The organism is Mycobacterium colombiense (genome assembly GCF_001953985.1).
In the GTDB taxonomy this organism is placed as follows: Bacteria; Actinomycetota; Actinomycetes; order Mycobacteriales; family Mycobacteriaceae; genus Mycobacterium; species Mycobacterium colombiense_B.
Genome location: NZ_MBEI01000066.1, coordinates 39100 through 56898, shown reverse-complemented (window position 1 = coordinate 56898; position 17799 = coordinate 39100). Strand labels below are relative to the sequence as shown.

The 17799-nt window shown below is 67.7% G+C and carries 16 protein-coding genes; 3 read left to right on the top strand and 13 right to left on the bottom strand.

Features of this window, described 5'->3' with window-relative positions:
• Window positions 1-9 precede the first annotated feature (9 nt).
• The 10 genes from A5732_RS21120 to uvrC form a co-directional block, all read right to left on the bottom strand.
• Window positions 10-1404 (bottom strand): WS/DGAT/MGAT family O-acyltransferase, encoded by a 1395-nt coding sequence (locus A5732_RS21120; RefSeq protein ID WP_076053327.1) that lies wholly within the window; start codon window positions 1402-1404, stop codon window positions 10-12.
• Between the two features lie 108 nt (window positions 1405-1512).
• Window positions 1513-2631 (bottom strand): PPE family protein, encoded by a 1119-nt coding sequence (locus A5732_RS21115; RefSeq protein WP_253189094.1) that lies wholly within the window; start codon window positions 2629-2631, stop codon window positions 1513-1515.
• The gene (locus A5732_RS21110; RefSeq protein ID WP_065074784.1) at window positions 2615-2971 is read right to left on the bottom strand and encodes a DUF732 domain-containing protein; all 357 of its coding nucleotides are present in this window, start codon (window positions 2969-2971) and stop codon (window positions 2615-2617) included. The genes A5732_RS21115 and A5732_RS21110 overlap by 17 nt, the downstream gene beginning before the upstream one ends.
• An 88-nt stretch (window positions 2972-3059) precedes the next feature.
• Window positions 3060-4427 (bottom strand): PPE family protein, encoded by a 1368-nt coding sequence (locus tag A5732_RS21105; RefSeq protein WP_076103201.1) that lies wholly within the window; start codon window positions 4425-4427, stop codon window positions 3060-3062.
• A 12-nt stretch (window positions 4428-4439) separates the two neighbouring features.
• Window positions 4440-5702, bottom strand: coding sequence for a PPE family protein (locus A5732_RS21100; RefSeq protein ID WP_076103200.1), 1263 nt, complete (start codon window positions 5700-5702; stop codon window positions 4440-4442).
• Between the two features lie 112 nt (window positions 5703-5814).
• The gene (locus A5732_RS27395; RefSeq protein WP_171975065.1) at window positions 5815-6120 is read right to left on the bottom strand and encodes a hypothetical protein; all 306 of its coding nucleotides are present in this window, start codon (window positions 6118-6120) and stop codon (window positions 5815-5817) included.
• 388 nt (window positions 6121-6508) lie between these two features.
• A complete protein-coding gene (whiA, locus tag A5732_RS21090; RefSeq protein ID WP_040631623.1) occupies window positions 6509-7486 on the bottom strand; it encodes a DNA-binding protein WhiA in 978 nt (325 codons plus the stop codon).
• On the bottom strand, window positions 7483-8547 hold the full coding sequence (gene yvcK, locus A5732_RS21085) for a uridine diphosphate-N-acetylglucosamine-binding protein YvcK (protein WP_139334671.1): 1065 nt from the start codon (window positions 8545-8547) through the stop codon (window positions 7483-7485). Before yvcK ends, whiA begins: the two co-directional genes overlap by 4 nt.
• 8 nt (window positions 8548-8555) lie before the next feature.
• Window positions 8556-9476, bottom strand: coding sequence for an RNase adapter RapZ (gene rapZ, locus A5732_RS21080; protein WP_064952932.1), 921 nt, complete (start codon window positions 9474-9476; stop codon window positions 8556-8558).
• The gene (gene uvrC, locus A5732_RS21075) at window positions 9473-11416 is read right to left on the bottom strand and encodes an excinuclease ABC subunit UvrC (protein ID WP_076053187.1); all 1944 of its coding nucleotides are present in this window, start codon (window positions 11414-11416) and stop codon (window positions 9473-9475) included. Before uvrC ends, rapZ begins: the two co-directional genes overlap by 4 nt.
• Window positions 11417-11518: 102 nt before the next feature.
• Between uvrC and A5732_RS21070 the strand changes: the two genes are divergently transcribed.
• From A5732_RS21070 to A5732_RS21060, 3 genes are all read left to right on the top strand, one after another.
• On the top strand, window positions 11519-12700 hold the full coding sequence (locus A5732_RS21070) for a cupin domain-containing protein (protein WP_076103261.1): 1182 nt from the start codon (window positions 11519-11521) through the stop codon (window positions 12698-12700).
• Window positions 12701-12975: 275 nt separating this feature from the next.
• Window positions 12976-14448 (top strand): PPE family protein, encoded by a 1473-nt coding sequence (locus A5732_RS21065; protein WP_076103199.1) that lies wholly within the window; start codon window positions 12976-12978, stop codon window positions 14446-14448.
• Between the two features lie 104 nt (window positions 14449-14552).
• Window positions 14553-14891, top strand: a complete 339-nt coding sequence (locus tag A5732_RS21060) for a hemophore-related protein (RefSeq protein ID WP_065074765.1) — start codon at window positions 14553-14555, stop codon at window positions 14889-14891.
• A gap of 131 nt (window positions 14892-15022) precedes the next feature.
• Here A5732_RS21060 and A5732_RS21055 read toward each other — a convergent pair whose 3' ends face one another.
• From A5732_RS21055 to A5732_RS21045, 3 genes are all read right to left on the bottom strand, one after another.
• On the bottom strand, window positions 15023-15493 hold the full coding sequence (locus tag A5732_RS21055) for a PH domain-containing protein (RefSeq protein WP_076053191.1): 471 nt from the start codon (window positions 15491-15493) through the stop codon (window positions 15023-15025).
• A complete protein-coding gene (ribH, locus tag A5732_RS21050) occupies window positions 15490-15972 on the bottom strand; it encodes a 6,7-dimethyl-8-ribityllumazine synthase (RefSeq protein ID WP_076103198.1) in 483 nt (160 codons plus the stop codon). The genes A5732_RS21055 and ribH overlap by 4 nt, the downstream gene beginning before the upstream one ends.
• A 73-nt stretch (window positions 15973-16045) precedes the next feature.
• On the bottom strand, window positions 16046-17323 hold the full coding sequence (locus A5732_RS21045; RefSeq protein ID WP_064952937.1) for a bifunctional 3,4-dihydroxy-2-butanone-4-phosphate synthase/GTP cyclohydrolase II: 1278 nt from the start codon (window positions 17321-17323) through the stop codon (window positions 16046-16048).
• Between the last annotated feature and the right edge of the window lie 476 nt (window positions 17324-17799).

The window sequence follows — 17799 nt, the reverse complement described above, 5'->3', positions numbered from 1 at the left end:
ACTTGACGCCTAGCTGGTCTCGCGCGCCGCGGCCTTCTCCAGGTCGGTCAACGCCGGCTCGATCCGATCGGCCATGTCGTCGATGTCGTTGGCCACCTCGGGCGTCGTCACGAAACCGAAGTCCAGGTAGTCGGTGTAGGAGAAGCAGGTGATGTTCAGCGCGACGTCCATCACCGGCGGCCCCAGCGGCACCAGCGAATCCAGCTTGGCGCCGGCCATGTACAACGGGAACGGCGGGCCGGGCACGTTGGAGACAACCAGGTTGATGGGAGCCAGGTTTCGCGACAGCCCGCTGGCCGTGTAGGCCCGCGCGGCCAGCCCCAACAATCCCGGCGGCGTGGTCTCGGTCAAACCCATGATCTGATGCGCCGACAACGCCTTGGCCATCAGCTTGGCGTTCTGGGTGCTCTCGTGAATGGCCCGCAGCCGCTCCCCCGGATCGTCGACATCGGTGGCCAGCGAGACCGTCATCGAGCTGACCTTGTTGCCGACGTCGTCCTTGTCATCGTCGGTGCGGGTGGAGACGGGGATCTGCGCGATCAGCGGTTTGGCCGGCAGTTCACCGCGTTTCTGGAGATAGTCGCGGACCGCCCCGGCCACCAGCGCGAGCACGACGTCGTTGAGCTTGACGCCGTAGGCGTCCTTGACGACTTTGGCGCGGGCCAATTCGACGCGGCAGCCGGTGACGCGCCGGTGCGGCGAGACCGGTGCGTTGAAACGGGTTTTGGGCGCCTCGAAGTAGCGCGGCGGCCTGCTGCGCACACCCAGGGTGGCGATCTGCTGGCGCACGGTCTGCTCCATCAGCCGCGCGATGCGGAACGGCGTCTTGACGCCGACGTTGATCAGGGCGCCCACGGCGCGCCGTTCTAGTCCCGGGAGCTGGAAGCCCACCAGCGATCCCACCGTTTCCTGTTGCGGCGCACGGGGTTCCGGTGTGACGTCCAGCAGAATTTCGCCGAGCCCGGCGCCCGAGACCCCGTCGACGATGGCGTGGTGCATCTTGGTCAGCGTCGCGATCCGCCCGCCCTCGACGCCCTCGATCACCCACATCTCCCACAGCGGCCGGGAGCGATCCAGCTTGTAGGACATCAGCCGCCCTACCAACTCCTCCAGCTCGCGGCGGCCGCCCGGTGCGGGCACACCGATGCGGCGGACGTGGAAGTCCACGTCGAGCTCCTCGTCTTCGACGAACCACGGCCGGTCCAGTCCCAGCGGCGCGCCGGTGACCCGCCACCGCAACTGCGGGAGCTCAGGCAGGCGCTCGATCAATAATTGACGGAGACGTTGAAAGCTGTACTCGGAGCATTCCTTCGGGTCGCAAATCGCCAGCGCCCCCACGTGCATGTGCCAGCCCGCAGTTTCTGCAGACCAAAACGCCGCGTCAACACTCGAAAGCCGTTTCATCACCTGACCGTAGCCCCCCAACCCCAGTCGCCACCAGCAATGGCAAACAAACTACCGGTTGGCTCGGCCGAGGAGGCGTTCGCGTGGTCACCAGCCGGAGTCGCGATCTCATTGGCTTCGATCAACGGGAGCCGCTTGGGGACTCGGCGACGTCGGGCGCGGCATCGATCGAATCCACGCCTGCGGAACCGACAGAACTCCGATCGCCGCCCCGCTACCGAGGCTCGCACGTGGCGCCGCCTGATCCGTGCGGCCCCCGCCGGGCCGCAGAGACCACATGGCCGCGGCCCTCTTCAACGCGGTGGCCTTGTTGAGGGCACTCAGGTGGTTGAGTGCGAAGTCCAGCGGCGCCGACAAAGCACTCAACCTGGACAGAGGCGCCGTTATCGACGACAGGGACGCGTCGAAGGTCGCCAGCGGGGAGGAGGACAACGCATCGAGCGCCTCGGAGATGGTTGAGATCACTTGACAGCCAGTCGCTATGACCTCCGGTGCCACCGTCAGACGCCACTTGCGCGCCGGTGGAGTGACCCCCGCGAGCTCGCAGGGGCCGGTGGAGGGCGGGGGCGAATTGAACGTTGTCAGCTTCCAGATACCGGCAGAGGCGCGGGCATAGGCATACATGGCGGCGGCGTCTTCAGCCCACATCCTTTCGTAGTCAGCCTCGGCCTCCGCGATAGCCGCACTGCTCTGTCCTAGGCAGTTCGTCGCGGCCAGCGAGATCCGCTGCAGCCGGTTGGCATTGATCACCTGAGGCGCCACCACCGCCGCCAGCGTCAAACCGTAGGCGCTCGCGGCCTCCTTGGCCTGGATTGCCGTCTGCCGGGCCTGGGCAGCGGTAGCGTCGAGCCACGCGATATAGCCCGTGAAGGCTTGGTTTATCGCCGTGGCCGAGGCACTTCCCTGTTCCGAATCCAGCGAGGAGATCGCCGCCCGACAGGTCGCTGCCATGTCACTGAGCTGGGTGCCCAGCACACCCCAAGCCTTGGCGGCGTCCATCATTGACCCGGCGCCGGGGCCCGAATGCATCCGCCCGGAATTACTTTCCGGCGGTAGCGTACCGAAATCCATCACCAACCCCAGCTCAGCGGCGGGCGAATTGTGCTGCAACATCAGGCTTTTCTCTGAGGAGGAGTGAAGGAGATTGCTGTGGGTGATCATGCTTGTCGTGTAGTCGCGGATTATATTGCGGCGGTTGGCCTTCTGCGGCTCAGCCGCTTTTGGCACCAGGTCCCGCGGAAGCGTCGAGCTGTCGTGGGCAATACGCCTTCGCTGATATCGTCGCGAACTGGGCGGCGCCGTTGGTGGTCAGTGCGGGGTTGTTGTCCCGCAGATCGTTGAGGAGTTGCAGGCCGGATACACCCCGGGCGAGCAAGCCGCAGACCGCTTTCCCGGCGCTCACGGCTTGGCCCGGGTCCTGAAAGCTGATGCCCACCGTGTGTAGGTCGGCGATGAAGGCTTCGTTGTTGTCGTCGCCGGCCGCCTCATCCTCGCCTGGCATGGCGTGCGCGGGCACCGCGGTAACGATCGCCAGCAATACACCGAGTAGCGCTAACAGCAGTTTCATGCATCCTCCTTCGATGCGTCCGTTGATGGCGGTTTTCCCTGTTGAGGTGTGTGTCATCCTGAGTGGCAGCGGCGCGAAAACCATTGCGCTACCCCAGCTTCGATTCGGACGGCCCGACGCCGATCTCCTCGCCCTCGGTCACATGCACGGCGTGTACGCCGGGTGTTGTTCTGAGCTTGGCGACCAGGTCATCGAGGTCGGCCTCATCGACGTTCCAGTGCTGTACTTGATCGGGCATCTCCTGAAGTTGGGCAATGATGCGGTCCAGCTTGACCGGCCCCCTGCGGCGCTCACCGGTGATTGCACGGGCCTCGATGCCGGTCGAGCTGACGACCCGCGCCGCCGGGCTGCCCAGCGCGCCGCCCGCCAAACTGCCCAGGGTCGCCTCGTTGATGAGACCGGCGGGGATTTCCGCCGCAGCGGCCGCGGCCACGCTGGTGGCCGGTAGCGCGGTGGAGGCCACCGCGGTCGCCGGGGTGGCCGTTGCCCAGCTGGCGGGCACCGACAACTTGCCCACCGTCGGCGCGTTGCCCACCGCCGCCGATACGGCCTTGACCGGGACGGCGGTGGCAACATGCCCCGGAGACGACAGACCGGCGCCCAGCGACGTTTTCGCCATCGCGGCGCTCCACGGCGCATAGATGAAGAAGTTCTTCCACTGCGAGACGCCCAGGCCCGTACTGGCATTGACGACGTTGGTCCACGTCGCTTGCGTGCCGAATTGCGAAATGGTCGAATACAGCGTCTCCCAGAAGGGTGCTATCTCCGTACTCCCCGTAGCCCCCCCGATCAAGTTCTGCCAAAACTTGGTGTATTGGCCCGTGAGCGAGGTGATGTAGTCCTCGATCTGTTTGAGCCACGACGACAACGACTGCGACTCCGAGGCGGCGACGGCGGCAGCCTGGGCCGCCGAACCGGTGTCATTGGTGGTCGCTGGTGCCTCCTCGAACGGGGTCAGCTCTCCAGCGGACTCCGACGCGCCGGCATAACTGAACATGGCAGCGACATCTTGGGCCCACATCTGGCCGTACTCGGCTTCGGTGGCCGCGATCGCCGCGCCGTTCTGCCCCAAGATGTTGGTCTGCAACAGTACGGCCAATTGGCTGCGGTTCGCCGCGACGATCGCCGGCGGCACGGTGGCCGCCAACGCGGCCTCGTACGCGCCGGCCGCGGCGCGGGCCTGGGCGGCGCTCTGCTCGGCCTGGCCCGCCGTGGTCGATAGCCACGCCGCGTACGGTGCGGCCGCGGCGGCCATGGACTCCGATGACGAGCCTTGCCACGACTCGCCACTCAGCTCCGAAATCACCGATGCGTACGAAGCTGCGGTGGCGTGCAATTCGGCGGCCAGCCCGTCCCACGCCGCCGCGGCGGCCAGCAACGGCCCCGCGCCCGGGCCCGTATAGATCTGGGTGGAGATCACCTCCGGTGGTAGCGCTGCGAAATCCCCGAAAACCATTGCGCACCTTCCTTATTTCGCGTTCGGTGGTATCACGATGACGGTGGACGTGGTGGCGATGTCGTCGACGGCCACAGCGCCGGGCACGCGAACGGTTGACCCCACGGCGGCGCGAGTGGCGGTCGCGCCGACGGCGCGTCCCGCCAAACTGGACAGGGCGGTCGGGCCGAACATGCCTTGTTGACCGTTCACGGCCATCGCGGGAGCGGCGTCCAGCATGGTCTCGGGCAGCTCGGCGGCAAGCGTCCTGACCGCCGGGACCGCAGAGGCCCAGTTCGCCGGGACCGACAACGACCCAACCAGGCCGGCGCGGCCGGCCGTCGCCGAAACCGTCCCGGCACCCGACAGCGCGCCCGAACCGGTCAGCAGATCGCTATGCAGCAGCGGCGCCAAAACGCCGAGAAGCGGTTTCGGGTGAAGCAATGGACCAATGCCTTGGATTCCGGTACCCAGACTCGGAATGCTGATGGCGATCTGGTACCAGTTCTTCATCAGGTTCCCCAGGCCAAGCGGCGTGTACGGTCCGGAGACAACCCCCATGACACTGTTGAAGGTCTTCAGAATCCCGGTTATGTCCGTCAGGCTCAGCGGCAGGCTTGCAGCAGCCGTCACCGCATTGGCGTTCACGGCGAGGGTTTGCGCCGCTACCGGAGCTTGCGAAACCGACTGTGACAGAGCAGATTCGACGCCGGATGCCGTCGACGACTGTAGCGCGGAGCTGACGGCGGCCGACTGGTCGGCCACCGCATTGGCGTCGGCGGTCGTCGGTGGTACGCCGAACGGGGTCAGCCGGGTCGCGGCCGCCGAGGAACCGGCATAGGCATACATCGCGGCGGCGTCTTGGGCCCACATCTCGGCGTATTGGGCCTCCGTGGCCGCGATCGCCGGAGTGTTCTGGCCCAGAAAGTTGGTCGCGATCAGTGACGCCAACAGCGCCCGGTTGGCCTCGATCAGCGGCGGCGGGACAGTGGCCGCGAAAACGGCTTCATAGGCCGCCGCCGCCGCCGTGGCTTGGCCGGCCGTCTGTTCGGCCTGCACGGCGGTGCCGTCGAGCCACTCGATGTAGGGTGCTGCGGCGGCGGCCATCGCTGCGGACGACGGCCCACGCCAGGTGGTTCTCAACTCCGAGATCGCCGAACCGTAAGACGCTGCAGCCGAATGCAATTCGGCCGCCAACCCATTCCAGGCAGCAGCAGCTGCCAGCAACGGCGCCGACCCAGGCCCTGAGTAAACCCTGCCGGAGTTGATCTCCGGCGGCAACAACCCGAAATCCATGCCTTCCCTCCGCCTCTGACCCTGTGAGCACCGCCGGCCCCTGCGCCCCTACTTCCGCCGAATCGGATGCGAGTTTGCTGGGCGACGGGCATCCCTACGTGTAGACGAGACACTAGCCAGCGCTGACCGAAACGCCTTCCGCCAAAATCGGCCCGGATCGGCGACGGCGCAGCGTTGCAATGCGAGGGCTGCGAGTCGGCGTTTCAGCGAGCAGGCCGCCGATAAACGCCTCTACCTCGCGCAAATCCGACAAGACGACGCGGTGAATAAGCGATGAAACTCCAGAAAAGGCGCCGTCGAGTAGCCGTCCGTGAATAAAAATCTCCCCATCCAAAAATGATTTGGCGGCGGATGGCCTTAGCCAGAAACCCTCCCGGCCGGCGGCCCGCCTGATCATCCGGACGCAGGCCGCAGTCATAGGGAAGACGAAAAACAAGGGGTGAAGCGCCCGTTGCGGATAACACGGTCAATACGTCCTCGACTCATACCCTCCTCAAAGAGGGTATGCAACCGCTATGAATTTGCCACTGAAGAGCTTCCGCAACGAAGAAGTACCTTAGAATGCCGAATTTGCGTATCCACTCGCGGGCACGCACCTATAAATAGACTATGCGATTAAGCAACTCATATCCAACGTAAAGAAATCATGTAATTCATAGAATGTTGTACTGCAGGGACACGACACGACCGCGGAGCCGGGCTCAGCGCGGCCACGCTCGTCAAAACTTCTGGCCGACCGGGCAACGCGAGCGGCGCCGCCGCGGCGCGTCAGCGCTCCGCCAGGGCTTTGCCAGAGGCGGTCGGGACTAAGCGTCCTCCAACAAATCCGGCGTGACCGCCGACTCGGTATCGGGAATGCCCTCGACCTTCGCCTTGCGATCGGCCATCGACAGCAGCCGCCGAATACGGCCCGCCACAGCATCTTTCGTCATCGGCGGGTCGGCGAGGCGGCCGAGCTCCTCCAGCGACGCCTGCCGGTGCTCGACGCGCAGCTTGCCGGCCGAGGCCAGATGATCGGGGACGGTGTCGCCCAGGATCTCCAGCGCCCGCTCCACCCGGGCCGCGGCCGCGACCGCCGCACGCGCCGAGCGGCGCAGGTTGGCGTCGTCGAAGTTGGCGAGCCGATTGGCCGTCGCCCGCACCTCGCGCCGCATCCGGCGCTCCTCCCACACCAGCCGGGTGTCCTGGGCGCCCATCCGGGTCAGCAGCGCGCCGATCGCCTCGCCGTCGCGCACCACCACCCGGTCGGCGCCGCGCACCTCGCGGGCCTTGGCGCTGACACCGAGCCGTCGCGCCGCGCCCACCAACGCCAGCGCCGCCTCCGGGCCGGGGCAGCTGACTTCCAGCGCCGACGACCGCCCCGGCTCGGTCAGGGACCCGTGCGCCAGGAAGGCCCCTCGCCAGGCGGCCTCGGCGTCGCCGACGCTGCCGCCCACCACCTGCGCCGGCAATCCGCGCACCGGGCGGCCGCGGTTGTCGAGCAGGCCGGTCTGGCGCGCCAGCGCCTCACCGTCGTTGGCCACCCGCAACACGTACCGGGTGCTCTTGCGAATCCCGCTGGCCGACAACACATGTACAACGGCGTTGTATCCGTAGAGCTCGAAAATGTCCTTGCGCAACCGGCGCGCGACGTTGCCCAGATCCACCTCGGCCTCGACCACGACGCGGCCACCGACGATGTGCAGCCCGCCGGCGAACCTCAACAGGGACGTGACCTCCGCCCGGCGCGCGCTGACCGATTTCACGATGAGGCGGCTCAGTTCGTCTTTGACTTCGGTCGTCATCGCCACGCGTCGTCACCCCTTGGTCCGCTGCCGGCCGGTCCACTCCCCCCGGCTGGTGGGCTTGTACCGTCGACCCGAATATCCGCGGTGGCCGTGACCGAAGACGCTCCCGGAGCCTTGTGGGCCGCCCGGACCCCGTCCAGGGCCGCCGCGAGTTTGCCTGGATCATGTAAAGGTGTACCAGGTCTGGCCACGTCGGCGAAGTGGACCTCGGCCGAAAGCAGTGTGGCGGTACGGCGCAGTTGATCGCGTTCGCGCTCACTGGGCACCCGTTCGGCGTCGATGATGATGTCGTGCACGCTGAATTCCGGTGCGTGCTGGGCCAGCACGTGCAGATGACGCTCGACGGAGAAGCCGGCCGTCTCCCCCGGCTCGGCCACCAGATTGAGCACCAGGGCGCGCCGCGCGGTGGTCGCCCGCAGCGCCGCGGCCAGCCCGGGCACCAGCACATGCGGGATCACGCTGGTGAACCACGAGCCGGGGCCCAGCACCACCAGATCGGCGGCCATGATGGCGTCGACGGCCTGGCGGGTCGCCGGGGGGTTGTCCGGCAGCAGCCGGACGCGGCGCACCTTGCCCGGAGTGGTCGCGATAGCCACCTGGCCGCGGATCAGCCGGAACATCCGCGGGTCGCCTTCCAGACCGGAGACGTCGGCCTCGATCTGCAGCGCGATCGGGCACATCGGCAGCACCCGGCCCTTGACGCCGAGGATGCGTCCGAGCTCGTCGAGGGCGGCCACCGGGTCGGCCAGCACCTCGGACAGGCCGGCCAGCATCAGGTTACCGATCGGATGCCCGGCCAGCGCGCCGCTGCCGCCGAACCGGTGCTGAAGGATGGTCGCCCACAGCCGACCGTGTGGGCTGTCGGATGCCAAGGCCGCCAACGCCATTCGCAGATCACCCGGCGGCACCACGTCCAGTTCGCTGCGCAGCCGGCCGGAAGAACCACCGTCGTCGGCGACGGTGACCACCGCGGTGACGTGCGGAGTCAGCCGGCGGGCCGCCGACAGCGTCGCGTATAGGCCGTGTCCGCCGCCCAGCGCGACGATGCCCCGGTTCATCGGCTCGGTCATTCGCGGCCCAGATCCCGGTGCAGCACCCGCACCGACAGTTGCGCTTCACCCTTCTGGGCGTTCAGCAACTGCATCAATGCCTCCGCGATCGCGACGCTGCGATGCTTGCCGCCCGTGCAGCCGATGGCGACCGTCATATAGCGCTTGCCCTCCCGGCGGTAGCCGTCGACGACCAGAGACAGCAATCGATGGTAGGCGTCGAGGAACTCCGCCGCGCCGGGCTGGCTCAACACGTAATCCCGCACCGCGGGGTCCTGCCCGGTGCGGGGACGCAATTCGTCGACCCAGTGCGGGTTCGGCAGGAACCGCACGTCCATCACCATGTCGGCGTCCATCGGCAGGCCGTACTTGAAGCCGAAGGACTCGACCGTGACGCTGGTGGTCGCGCTGGCGACGCCGCCGAAGGCCCGCTCGATGGTCTCGCGCAAGCCGCGCACCGACAGCGTCGAGGTGTCGATGATCAGGTCGGCGGTGGCGCGAACCGATGCCAGCATGCGGCGCTCGGCGGCGATCCCCTCGGCCAGCGTCTGATCGCCCTGCAGCGGGTGGCTGCGCCGGTTCTGTTCGTAGCGGCGCACCAACATGTCGTCGGATGCTTCCATGAACACCACGCGCGGGGCGATGTTTCGGGTGGCCAGCTCGGTGCGCACCGAGTCCAGGTCGCCGGTGAAGCCGCGCGACCGGACGTCCATCACCACCGCGAGCTGGGTGATCCGCGAGCCGGCGGCCAGACCGAAATCGACCATCCGGGTGATCAGCTGCGGGGGCAGGTTGTCCGCCACATACCAGCCGAGGTCTTCGAGCACCTTGGCTGCGGTACCCCGCCCGGCGCCGGATAATCCGGTCACCAGAACGACATCGATACCGGCCGGGGCATCCACCGAGTGGCCGCCCGCGAACTTACCCGGGCCCGTCACCGGGCGGCCTCGGACTGATCGGGTCGCAGCGCCTCGAGGACGGCGGTGGCGGTTGCCACCCCGATGCCGGGAACGGCGGTGATCTGGTCGACGGTGGCCTCCTTGAGGCGGGCTATCGATCCGAAATGGCTTACCAGTGCCTTGCGGCGATGTTCTCCCAATCCTGGCACCGAATCCAGCACCGATGCCGTCATTCGCTTGGAGCGCTTGCTGCGATGGTAGGTGATGGCGAACCGATGCGCCTCGTCGCGGACGCGTTGGAGCAGATAAAGTCCCTCGCTGTTGCGCGGCATGATGACGGGATCGGGCTCCGACGGCACCCACACCTCTTCCAGCCGCTTGGCCAGGCCGATCACGGCGACGTCGGTGATGCCGAGTTCCTCCAGCACCGCGCTGGCCGCGTTGACTTGCGGCGCACCGCCGTCGACGACGTACAGATTCGGCGGGTAGGCGAACCGGCGAGACTTCCCTTCCGGCGAAAGCATATTCGGGTCGTTTTGTTCACTCAGGTGCCGCGCGAAGCGGCGCCGGGTCACCTCGGCGATGGAGGCGACGTCGTCGGAGCGTCCCTGTCCCGCGGCCTCCCGGATGGCGAAGTGCCGGTAGTCCGATTTGCGCGGCAAGCCGTCCTCGAACACCACCAGCGAGCCCACCACGTCGGTGCCCTGGACATGGCTGATGTCCACGCATTCGATGCGCAGCGGCGCGTCGGACAGGCCGAGGGCCTCCTGGATGTTCTGCAGCGCAGCGGATCTGGCGGTGAAGTCGCCGGCGCGCCTCAGTTTGTGTTGTTGCAGCGCCTCTTTCGCGTTGCGCTGCACGGTTTCGGCCAGCGCGCGCTTGTCGCCGCGCTGCGGCACCCGCAGCGCCACCCGGGATCCGCGCAAGCCGGACAGCCAACTGGTCAGCTCGCCGGCATTCGACGGCAGGCAGGGCACCAGCACCTCGCGGGGCACCGGGTTCACCGATTCGTCTGCGGCGCCGCCCAATTCGGCCTGCTCACCGTAGAACTGGGTAAGGAACTGCTCGACCAGCTGTTCCTCACCCGAATCACCGGGGTCGGCGGACTTTTCGACGATCCAGCCGCGCTGGCCGCGGACCCGGCCGCCGCGGACGTGGAACACCTGCACCGCGGCCTCGAGCTCGTCGTCGGCGAACGCCACCACATCGGCGTCCGTGCCGTCGCCGAGGACGACGGCCTGCTTCTCCATCGCCCGCTTCACCGCGCCCAGGTCGTCGCGCAGCCGCGCGGCCCGCTCGAAATCGAGCTGCTCGGCCGCGGCGTTCATCCGCTGTTCCAGCTCCCGGGCGAACCGGTCGGTCTTGCCGGACAGGAAGTCGCAGAAATCGTCCACGATCTGGCGGTGCTGCTCCGCGCTGACCCTGCCGATGCACGGCGCCGAGCATTTGTCGATGTAGCCGAGCAGGCAGGGACGGTCGATCTGCTTGTGCCGCTTGAACACTCCCGCCGAGCAGGTGCGGGCCGGGAACACCCGGGTGAGCAAGTCCAGCGTTTCCCGGATGGCCCACGCGTGCGAGTACGGCCCGAAATACCGCACCCCTTTCCGGCGGGGGCCGCGATAGACCATCAGCCGCGGGAACTCCTCGTTGAGGGTCACCGCCAGCACCGGGTAGGTCTTGTCGTCGCGGTAGCGGACGTTGAACCGCGGGTCGAATTCTTTGATCCAGTTGTATTCGAGCTGCAGCGCCTCGACTTCGGTGTTGACCACCGTCCACTCGACCTTGGCCGCGGTGGTCACCATCTGCCGGGTTCGCGGGTGCAGGCTGGCGATGTCGGCGAAGTATGACGTCAGCCGGCTGCGCAGGCTCTTGGCCTTGCCGACGTAGATGACTCGCCCGTACGGATCCCGGAATCGGTAGACGCCGGGCTCGACCGGGATGGACCCGGGGGCGGGGCGGTAGGTGGCGGGATCGGGCACAGATCCAGGCTAGTAGCCGCCGGCGTGGTGCCGAGAAAGGCGGGGCGCGTGCGGGTGCCGGTCTAGTGTGGTGCACACCGGTCGCCACGATGTTTGAGGGGGATTACCGTCGAGTCCTCGCTAGCCTGGTTGCTGCAGCCCCTCGGTGTCGACACCTTCCTCGACGAGATCTGGGCGAGCCGGCACCACCACATACAGCGCTGCCGGCCGGGCTACTTCGACCGGCTGCTGCCCGGGCCTTCGGCCGTCGACGAACTCCTCGAGCATGTGCAGCCGGAACCGTCGGCCGTACGGCTGGTCAAGGGCGGCGAGGACAAGGATCCTGCGACCTACCGCGGCGCCGGCGGCGGTCTGGACCCGGCCCGGGCACGCGACGGCCTGGCCGAGGGCTACACGATCGTCATGAATGGGGTGGAGCGCTATCTGCGCACGATCGCGTCGTTGTCCCATTCCATCGAGGTCGAACTGAACTTCCCCACCCGGGTGAACGCCTACGTCACGCCACCGGAGTCGACCGGCTTTGCGCCGCACTACGACCCGCACGACGTGCTGGTCCTGCAGATCCAGGGATCCAAGACGTGGCATGTATCCGACGGGGCCGCCGTGCCGCCGCACGAGATCCAGCGGCGCCGGGGCGTGGGGACGGACGGGATCACGTCGTCGACCGACGTGTTCCTGGAACCCGGCGACGTGCTGTATTTGCCGCGCGGCCAAGTGCATTCGGCCGAAACGCGCGCCGAGCCGTCGGTCCATCTGACGATCGGGCTCCATGCGCCCACCGTGCTCACGCTCCTCACCCACGAGCTGTACGCGCTGAGTCTGCGCGACCCGCGGGTGCACGCCCGCTTATCGCCACGGCACCAAAATGACGCAGCCGCCCGCGCCGGCCTGGGCGAGCTCGTGCGCGACAGCCTGCGCGCCCTCGAGGATCCCGAGCTCCTCACCGAAAGCCTCGACGCGCTGGCCGACGTCCTGGTCCGGCGGGGCCGATGCCCTCCGGTCGGGCGGGTGAGCGACACCGTCGGGATCGACGGGCAAACACTGGTCGCGAAGTATGAACCGCTCTATGCGCGGGTGGCCCACGTCGACGGCCGCGTCGTTTTGCAGTTCGCACAGCTGTCGGTGGGCGCCGGCGCCGACCATGAGGCGGCGATGCGGTTCCTCGCCGAGAGCACCGAGCCGTTTCGGGTCGGCGACCTGCCCGGGTTGAGCCCGGTGCAGCAGACCGGGCTGGCGCAGACGCTGATCCTGAACGGATTCTTGGTCCGGCTGTCCAAAAGCTGACAGTTAGCTTCGCATCTCCGGTGAAACGCCCGATTTCTATCCGTATTTGCGGATACTTTGAGCGTGAGTTCCGGTATATGCGGGTCGCTGCCTGCGCGGCCGCCGAGACCGCAACGTCGGATCGCTGAAAAACGCTGAAAACCACTGAGAGGCCGGGACAAAGCGCTTCCTTCGCGTGACTGATCTGGCCGCCGCCCGCCGGCCACGCGGGACCGCTGACCGGTTCGTCGGGAGGAGCGCAACATGGCAGCACGGGCACGCGCGGGTGACCACCGATGACGATGCCGATCTGGGCCGCCTTCCCGCCGGAAGTGCATTCGGCGGCGCTGTCCAGCGGCCCGGGGCCCGGATCATTGCTGGCGGCGGAGCAGGCGTGGCAGGCGTTGAGTGCCGAATACGACTCGGCGGCCCAGGAACTCGGCGACTTGTTGGCGGCGGTGCAGGCCGGGACGTGGCAGGGCCCCAGCGCCGAGGCGTACGTGGCGGCCCATGTGCCGTATCTGGCATGGCTTTTGCAGAACAGCGCCAACAGTTCGGCAGCCGCCTTAGAAGCCGACACCGTGGCGGCGGCCTACACAGCAGCGCTGTCCGCCATGCCGACGCTGGAAGAGCTGGAAGCCAACCACGCCACCTTCGCCCAACTGGTGGCGACGAATTTCCTTGGTGTGAACACGATTCCGATCGCGCTCAACGAAATGGACTATCTGCGGATGTGGCTGCAGGCGGCCACCACGATGGCGATCTATGAAGCGGTGTCACAGACCGCGCAGACATGGGTGCCGCCGACCGCCCCGCCCCCACCGATCCAGCTGGCCAATCCGCCCAACCAAGACGCGGGCGGCGGGGCAGATCAGCTGAGCTGGTGGGTGACTCGCGTGCAGGAAGTCGCCCAGGAACTGAACGCGGACCTGAGCCAGTCAGGAGGGTCCAACCCGTCGTCGGTCCTCAACAGTCTCATGACCGACCCGCTGCTCGCCGCCAAGGTTCCGCACTGGGCGGGCGAGGCGCTCTACACGTTCCCGACGACCCAGGTGCCGCAACTGGCGCAGCTCTCCGTCGGCCTGATCGCCCCCTTCATCCCCGTCGCCGGTGCGACGGGTCTGGCCGGGCTGGCCGGGTTGGCCGGCGTGGCACCACCCGCCCCCACGCTGCCGGGCGCGGTGGCCGCCCCGGCTCCGTCGCACGCGGGGGCGCCTGTCGCGATGGCACCCGGTCTCGGCACACCCGCTCCGGCCCCGGCCACCGCGCCCGCGGCCGCCCCCGCGCCCGCTGCGGCATCGGCAGCGCCTGCTGCCGCGCCGGCGCCGCCCGCACCCGGCGTCCCGGCTTTCAGCTACCCCTATGTGGTCGGCCCTCCCGGCCTCGGGGCCGGCACGAGCATGAGCCTCGGCTCGCGCGCCGGCCAGAAGTCACCCGCGCCCGACACCGTCGCGGCGCCGGCCCCCCCGGCCCGGCGGGAACAGGTCCGGCGTCGCCGGCGCCCCCGGCCGGGTCTTATCGATCCCGGGCGCCGCTACGAATACCTCGACCAAGGTTCGGACGCGGAATCCGCCCATGCGACCGCGTCGGATCGGGGCGCGGGGCAAATGGGGTTCGCCGGCACCGCTCCCGAGTCGGGTGCCGCTCCAGTGGGCTTGATCACAGTTGCCGGCGCTTCTTTGGACGACAGCCCGAGCCTGCCGCTGTTGCCGAGCAGTTGGAGCACCGAAACCGAAGAAGGAACAACTGGGCAGGTAGAAGGCCCGTAGCGGGCCCCGCGCGCGGTCGCGGCGGTTTGGGCGGCTCCCGATCCGGCTACCAAGCTTCTAGCTCAACGTTAGAGTGGGGGCACAGCAATGGAGGGAGTCCGTAAATGATGAAGCGCTCGTTGGCCAAACTGGCCGTCACGGTGGGCGGTCTGGCATTGGCGTCGACCGCTGGGGCCGGGGTCGCGTCGGCTGATCCCGATTACGGTCCGATGATCCACACCACCTGTAGCTACGACCAGGCAATGCGGGCCGTGCACGCGGAGAACCCGATGGCCGCCCAGTACCTCGACCAGTCGCCGCCGAACCAGCAGTTCTTGCAGCAGTACCTGGCGTCGTCGCCCGATCAGCGGGTGAACCTGCTGCACGCGATCGAGCACAACCAGGGGGCCCAGCAGGCGCTGCCGATCTTCCAGCAAATGATGACGGACTGCACTCGGTACTGAGTGCCTCCGACCCGGGCTTCCCGGCCCACCAGATGAACCACCAGGCGGCGGGCCACCGCGTCCAAGCGGTGCGCCCGTCGACCTGTGCCCGTCGTTTCGCCGGCTAGCCCGCCATGGGAAGCCGCCTGCGCTCAGTGCGTCGGCAGGTCCGGCCGATAGCGCGCCAGCAACGACCGGACCGTGTCCATAGCGTCCACCGCGCGTCCCTTGTCGACGGCCTGGATGGCCATCACCGGGATGTACTCGTCATCCGGCAGGTCGATGCGCGCCCAGCGGTGACCCACCGGAAACGACACCCCGGCAACATCCGGCCACTCGATCAGCTTGTCGCCCAACAGATTTCTCACCGAAACGCCCGCCGGTCCCACTCGCAGCCGCGGCCGCGCGAACAACAGCACGACGCCGGCGATGACCAGACCCAGCACCGCGATCGCCACCTGATCGGAGGTCTGAAAGACCACCCCGGTGGACCTCACCTTGAGAAGCAGGCCCACCGCGATATGCGCCGCGGCGATGAGAAACGCCGCCCCGTAGGCGAATAACGGTGTGCGATGGGGACGCAACACCGCATCCCAGGACTCGCGGTCCGGCGGAGACGTCACGACTGAGCGCGCAACTCACGCAGGGTGAGCGCGGTGGTCAGGGCCGCCAGAGTGGCTTGGGCCCCCTTGTCCTCGGCCGATTCCGGAAGGCCGGCCCGGTCCAGGGCCTGCTCCTCGGTGTCGGTGGTGAGCACGCCGTTGGCCACCGGTGTGGAGGTATCCAACGACACCCGGGTCAGGCCCTGCGTCACCGCGTCACACACGTATTCGAAATGCGGCGTCTGCCCGCGGATCACGACGCCCAGCGCGACGACGGCATCGTGCTTGCGCGTGAGTTCCTGCGCCACCACCGGGATTTCGATCGCGCCGATCACCCGGATCACCGTCGGGTCGTCGATACCCGATTCCGAGGCCACCTTGCGGGCACCCGCCAGCAGTGCGTCGCAGATTTCGCTGTGCCAGGTACTCGCAACCAGAGCCAGTCGCAGGCCGGATGCATCGAGCGGCGGAACCTCCGGCACACCGTCGGCAGGGCTCATCGGCGCCACTCTCCCCCGCAAGCGGGCGGTACCCCCGCGGCATCACTTCGTTCTGCATCGTCGCCGGCGCGGCTCACAAAGCACCGCCGAATTCACCTGGCAGGTGGACGGATTCGTGAAAATCGTCCAGCCCGGCCAGGTCGTGGCCCATCTTGTCGCGCTTGGTCATCAGGTATCGGATGTTCTCCGCGTTGGCGCGCACCGGCAGCGGCACCCGCTCGATGATGTGCAGGCCGTAGCCGTCCAGCCCGACCCGCTTGGCGGGGTTGTTGGTCAGCAGCCGCATCGAACGCACCCCGAGGTCCACCAGGATCTGCGCGCCGATACCGTAATCCCTTGCGTCGGCGGGCAATCCGAGCTTGAGGTTGGCATCGACGGTGTCTTCACCGGCGTCCTGCAGCTGGTAGGCCTGCAGCTTGTGCATCAGCCCGATGCCGCGGCCCTCGTGGCCGCGCATGTACAGCACGATGCCGCGTCCCTCGCGGGCGACCATCGCCATCGCGGCGTCCAGCTGGGGCCCGCAATCGCAACGGCGCGAACCGAACACGTCACCGGTCAGGCATTCGGAGTGCACGCGCACCAGCACGTCGTCACCATCGGAGTTCGGCCCGGCGATGTCCCCGCGCACCAGCGCGACGTGTTCGACCTCTTCGTAGATGCTCGCGTAGCCGATGGCACGAAACTCGCCGTGCCGCGTCGGTATCCGGGCTTCGGCGATCCGGGCGATGTGCTTCTCGTGCTTGCGGCGCCACTCGATCAGGTCGGCGATGGTGATCATCGCGAGGTCGTGTTCGTCGGCGAACACCCGCAGTTCGTCGGTCTGCGCCATCGAGCCCTCGTCTTTTTGGCTGACGATCTCGCAGATGGCACCCGCGGGCTGCAGCCCGGCCAGCCGGGCCAGGTCCACGGCGGCCTCGGTGTGACCGGGACGGCGCAACACGCCACCGTCCTTGGCGCGCAACGGAACCACGTGCCCCGGCCGGGTGAAGTCGTCGGCGACGCTGGTGGGATCGGCCAGCAACCGCATCGTGGTGGCCCGGTCCGAGGCCGAAATCCCGGTGCCCACACCCCGCCTTGCGTCGACGGTGACCGTGTAGGCGGTGCCGTGCTTGTCCTGGTTCACCGCGTACATCGGCAGCAGGCCCAGCCGGTCGCAGACCTCGCCGTCCAGCGGCACGCACAGGTATCCCGAGGTGTAGCGCACCATGAACGCCACCATCTCCGGCGTCGCCTTCTCGGCGGCGAAGATCAGATCGCCCTCGTTCTCGCGGTCCTCGTCGTCAATGACGATGACGGCCTTACCGGCCGCAATGTCGGCAACCGCCCTCTCGACGGAGTCCAACCTCGTCATCTTTTGCTACCTCGCCGTTCCCGCTCTCCGGCGGGAACACTGTCGAAACGGCTCACACGAGAAGCCCACGTGTTGCATTCAGTATGAACCACGGCGGCGCCGCCGTTATTGCCACGGCTTGATCAGTGGGACGGTCCCGAATCGCGTTGCGCCACCGGATGGGCTGGCAACGCTAGCGGCCTGACCACGTCCGATCAGCGCGCACTTATCTCGCCCCCACGGACCCCCGCGGCCTGCCGGCGTCGGATCGGGCCTCGCGAACGCCGTAATCGTTGCCGGGATCACAGTTTTCGCCGTCCCGGCGCCGGACCCGACGCGAGGAGCCCTTTTCGCGACGGAAAGGCACCCGGGCGATTTCGGACTCTAGCTAATCCGCAAACAGGATATCGTCGCCAATAATGGATTGCTTAGCGCGCGATATCGTCACTTGGTGTCAAAAATAACCCGATGACAGGCCCGTATACGCCGAAACCCTT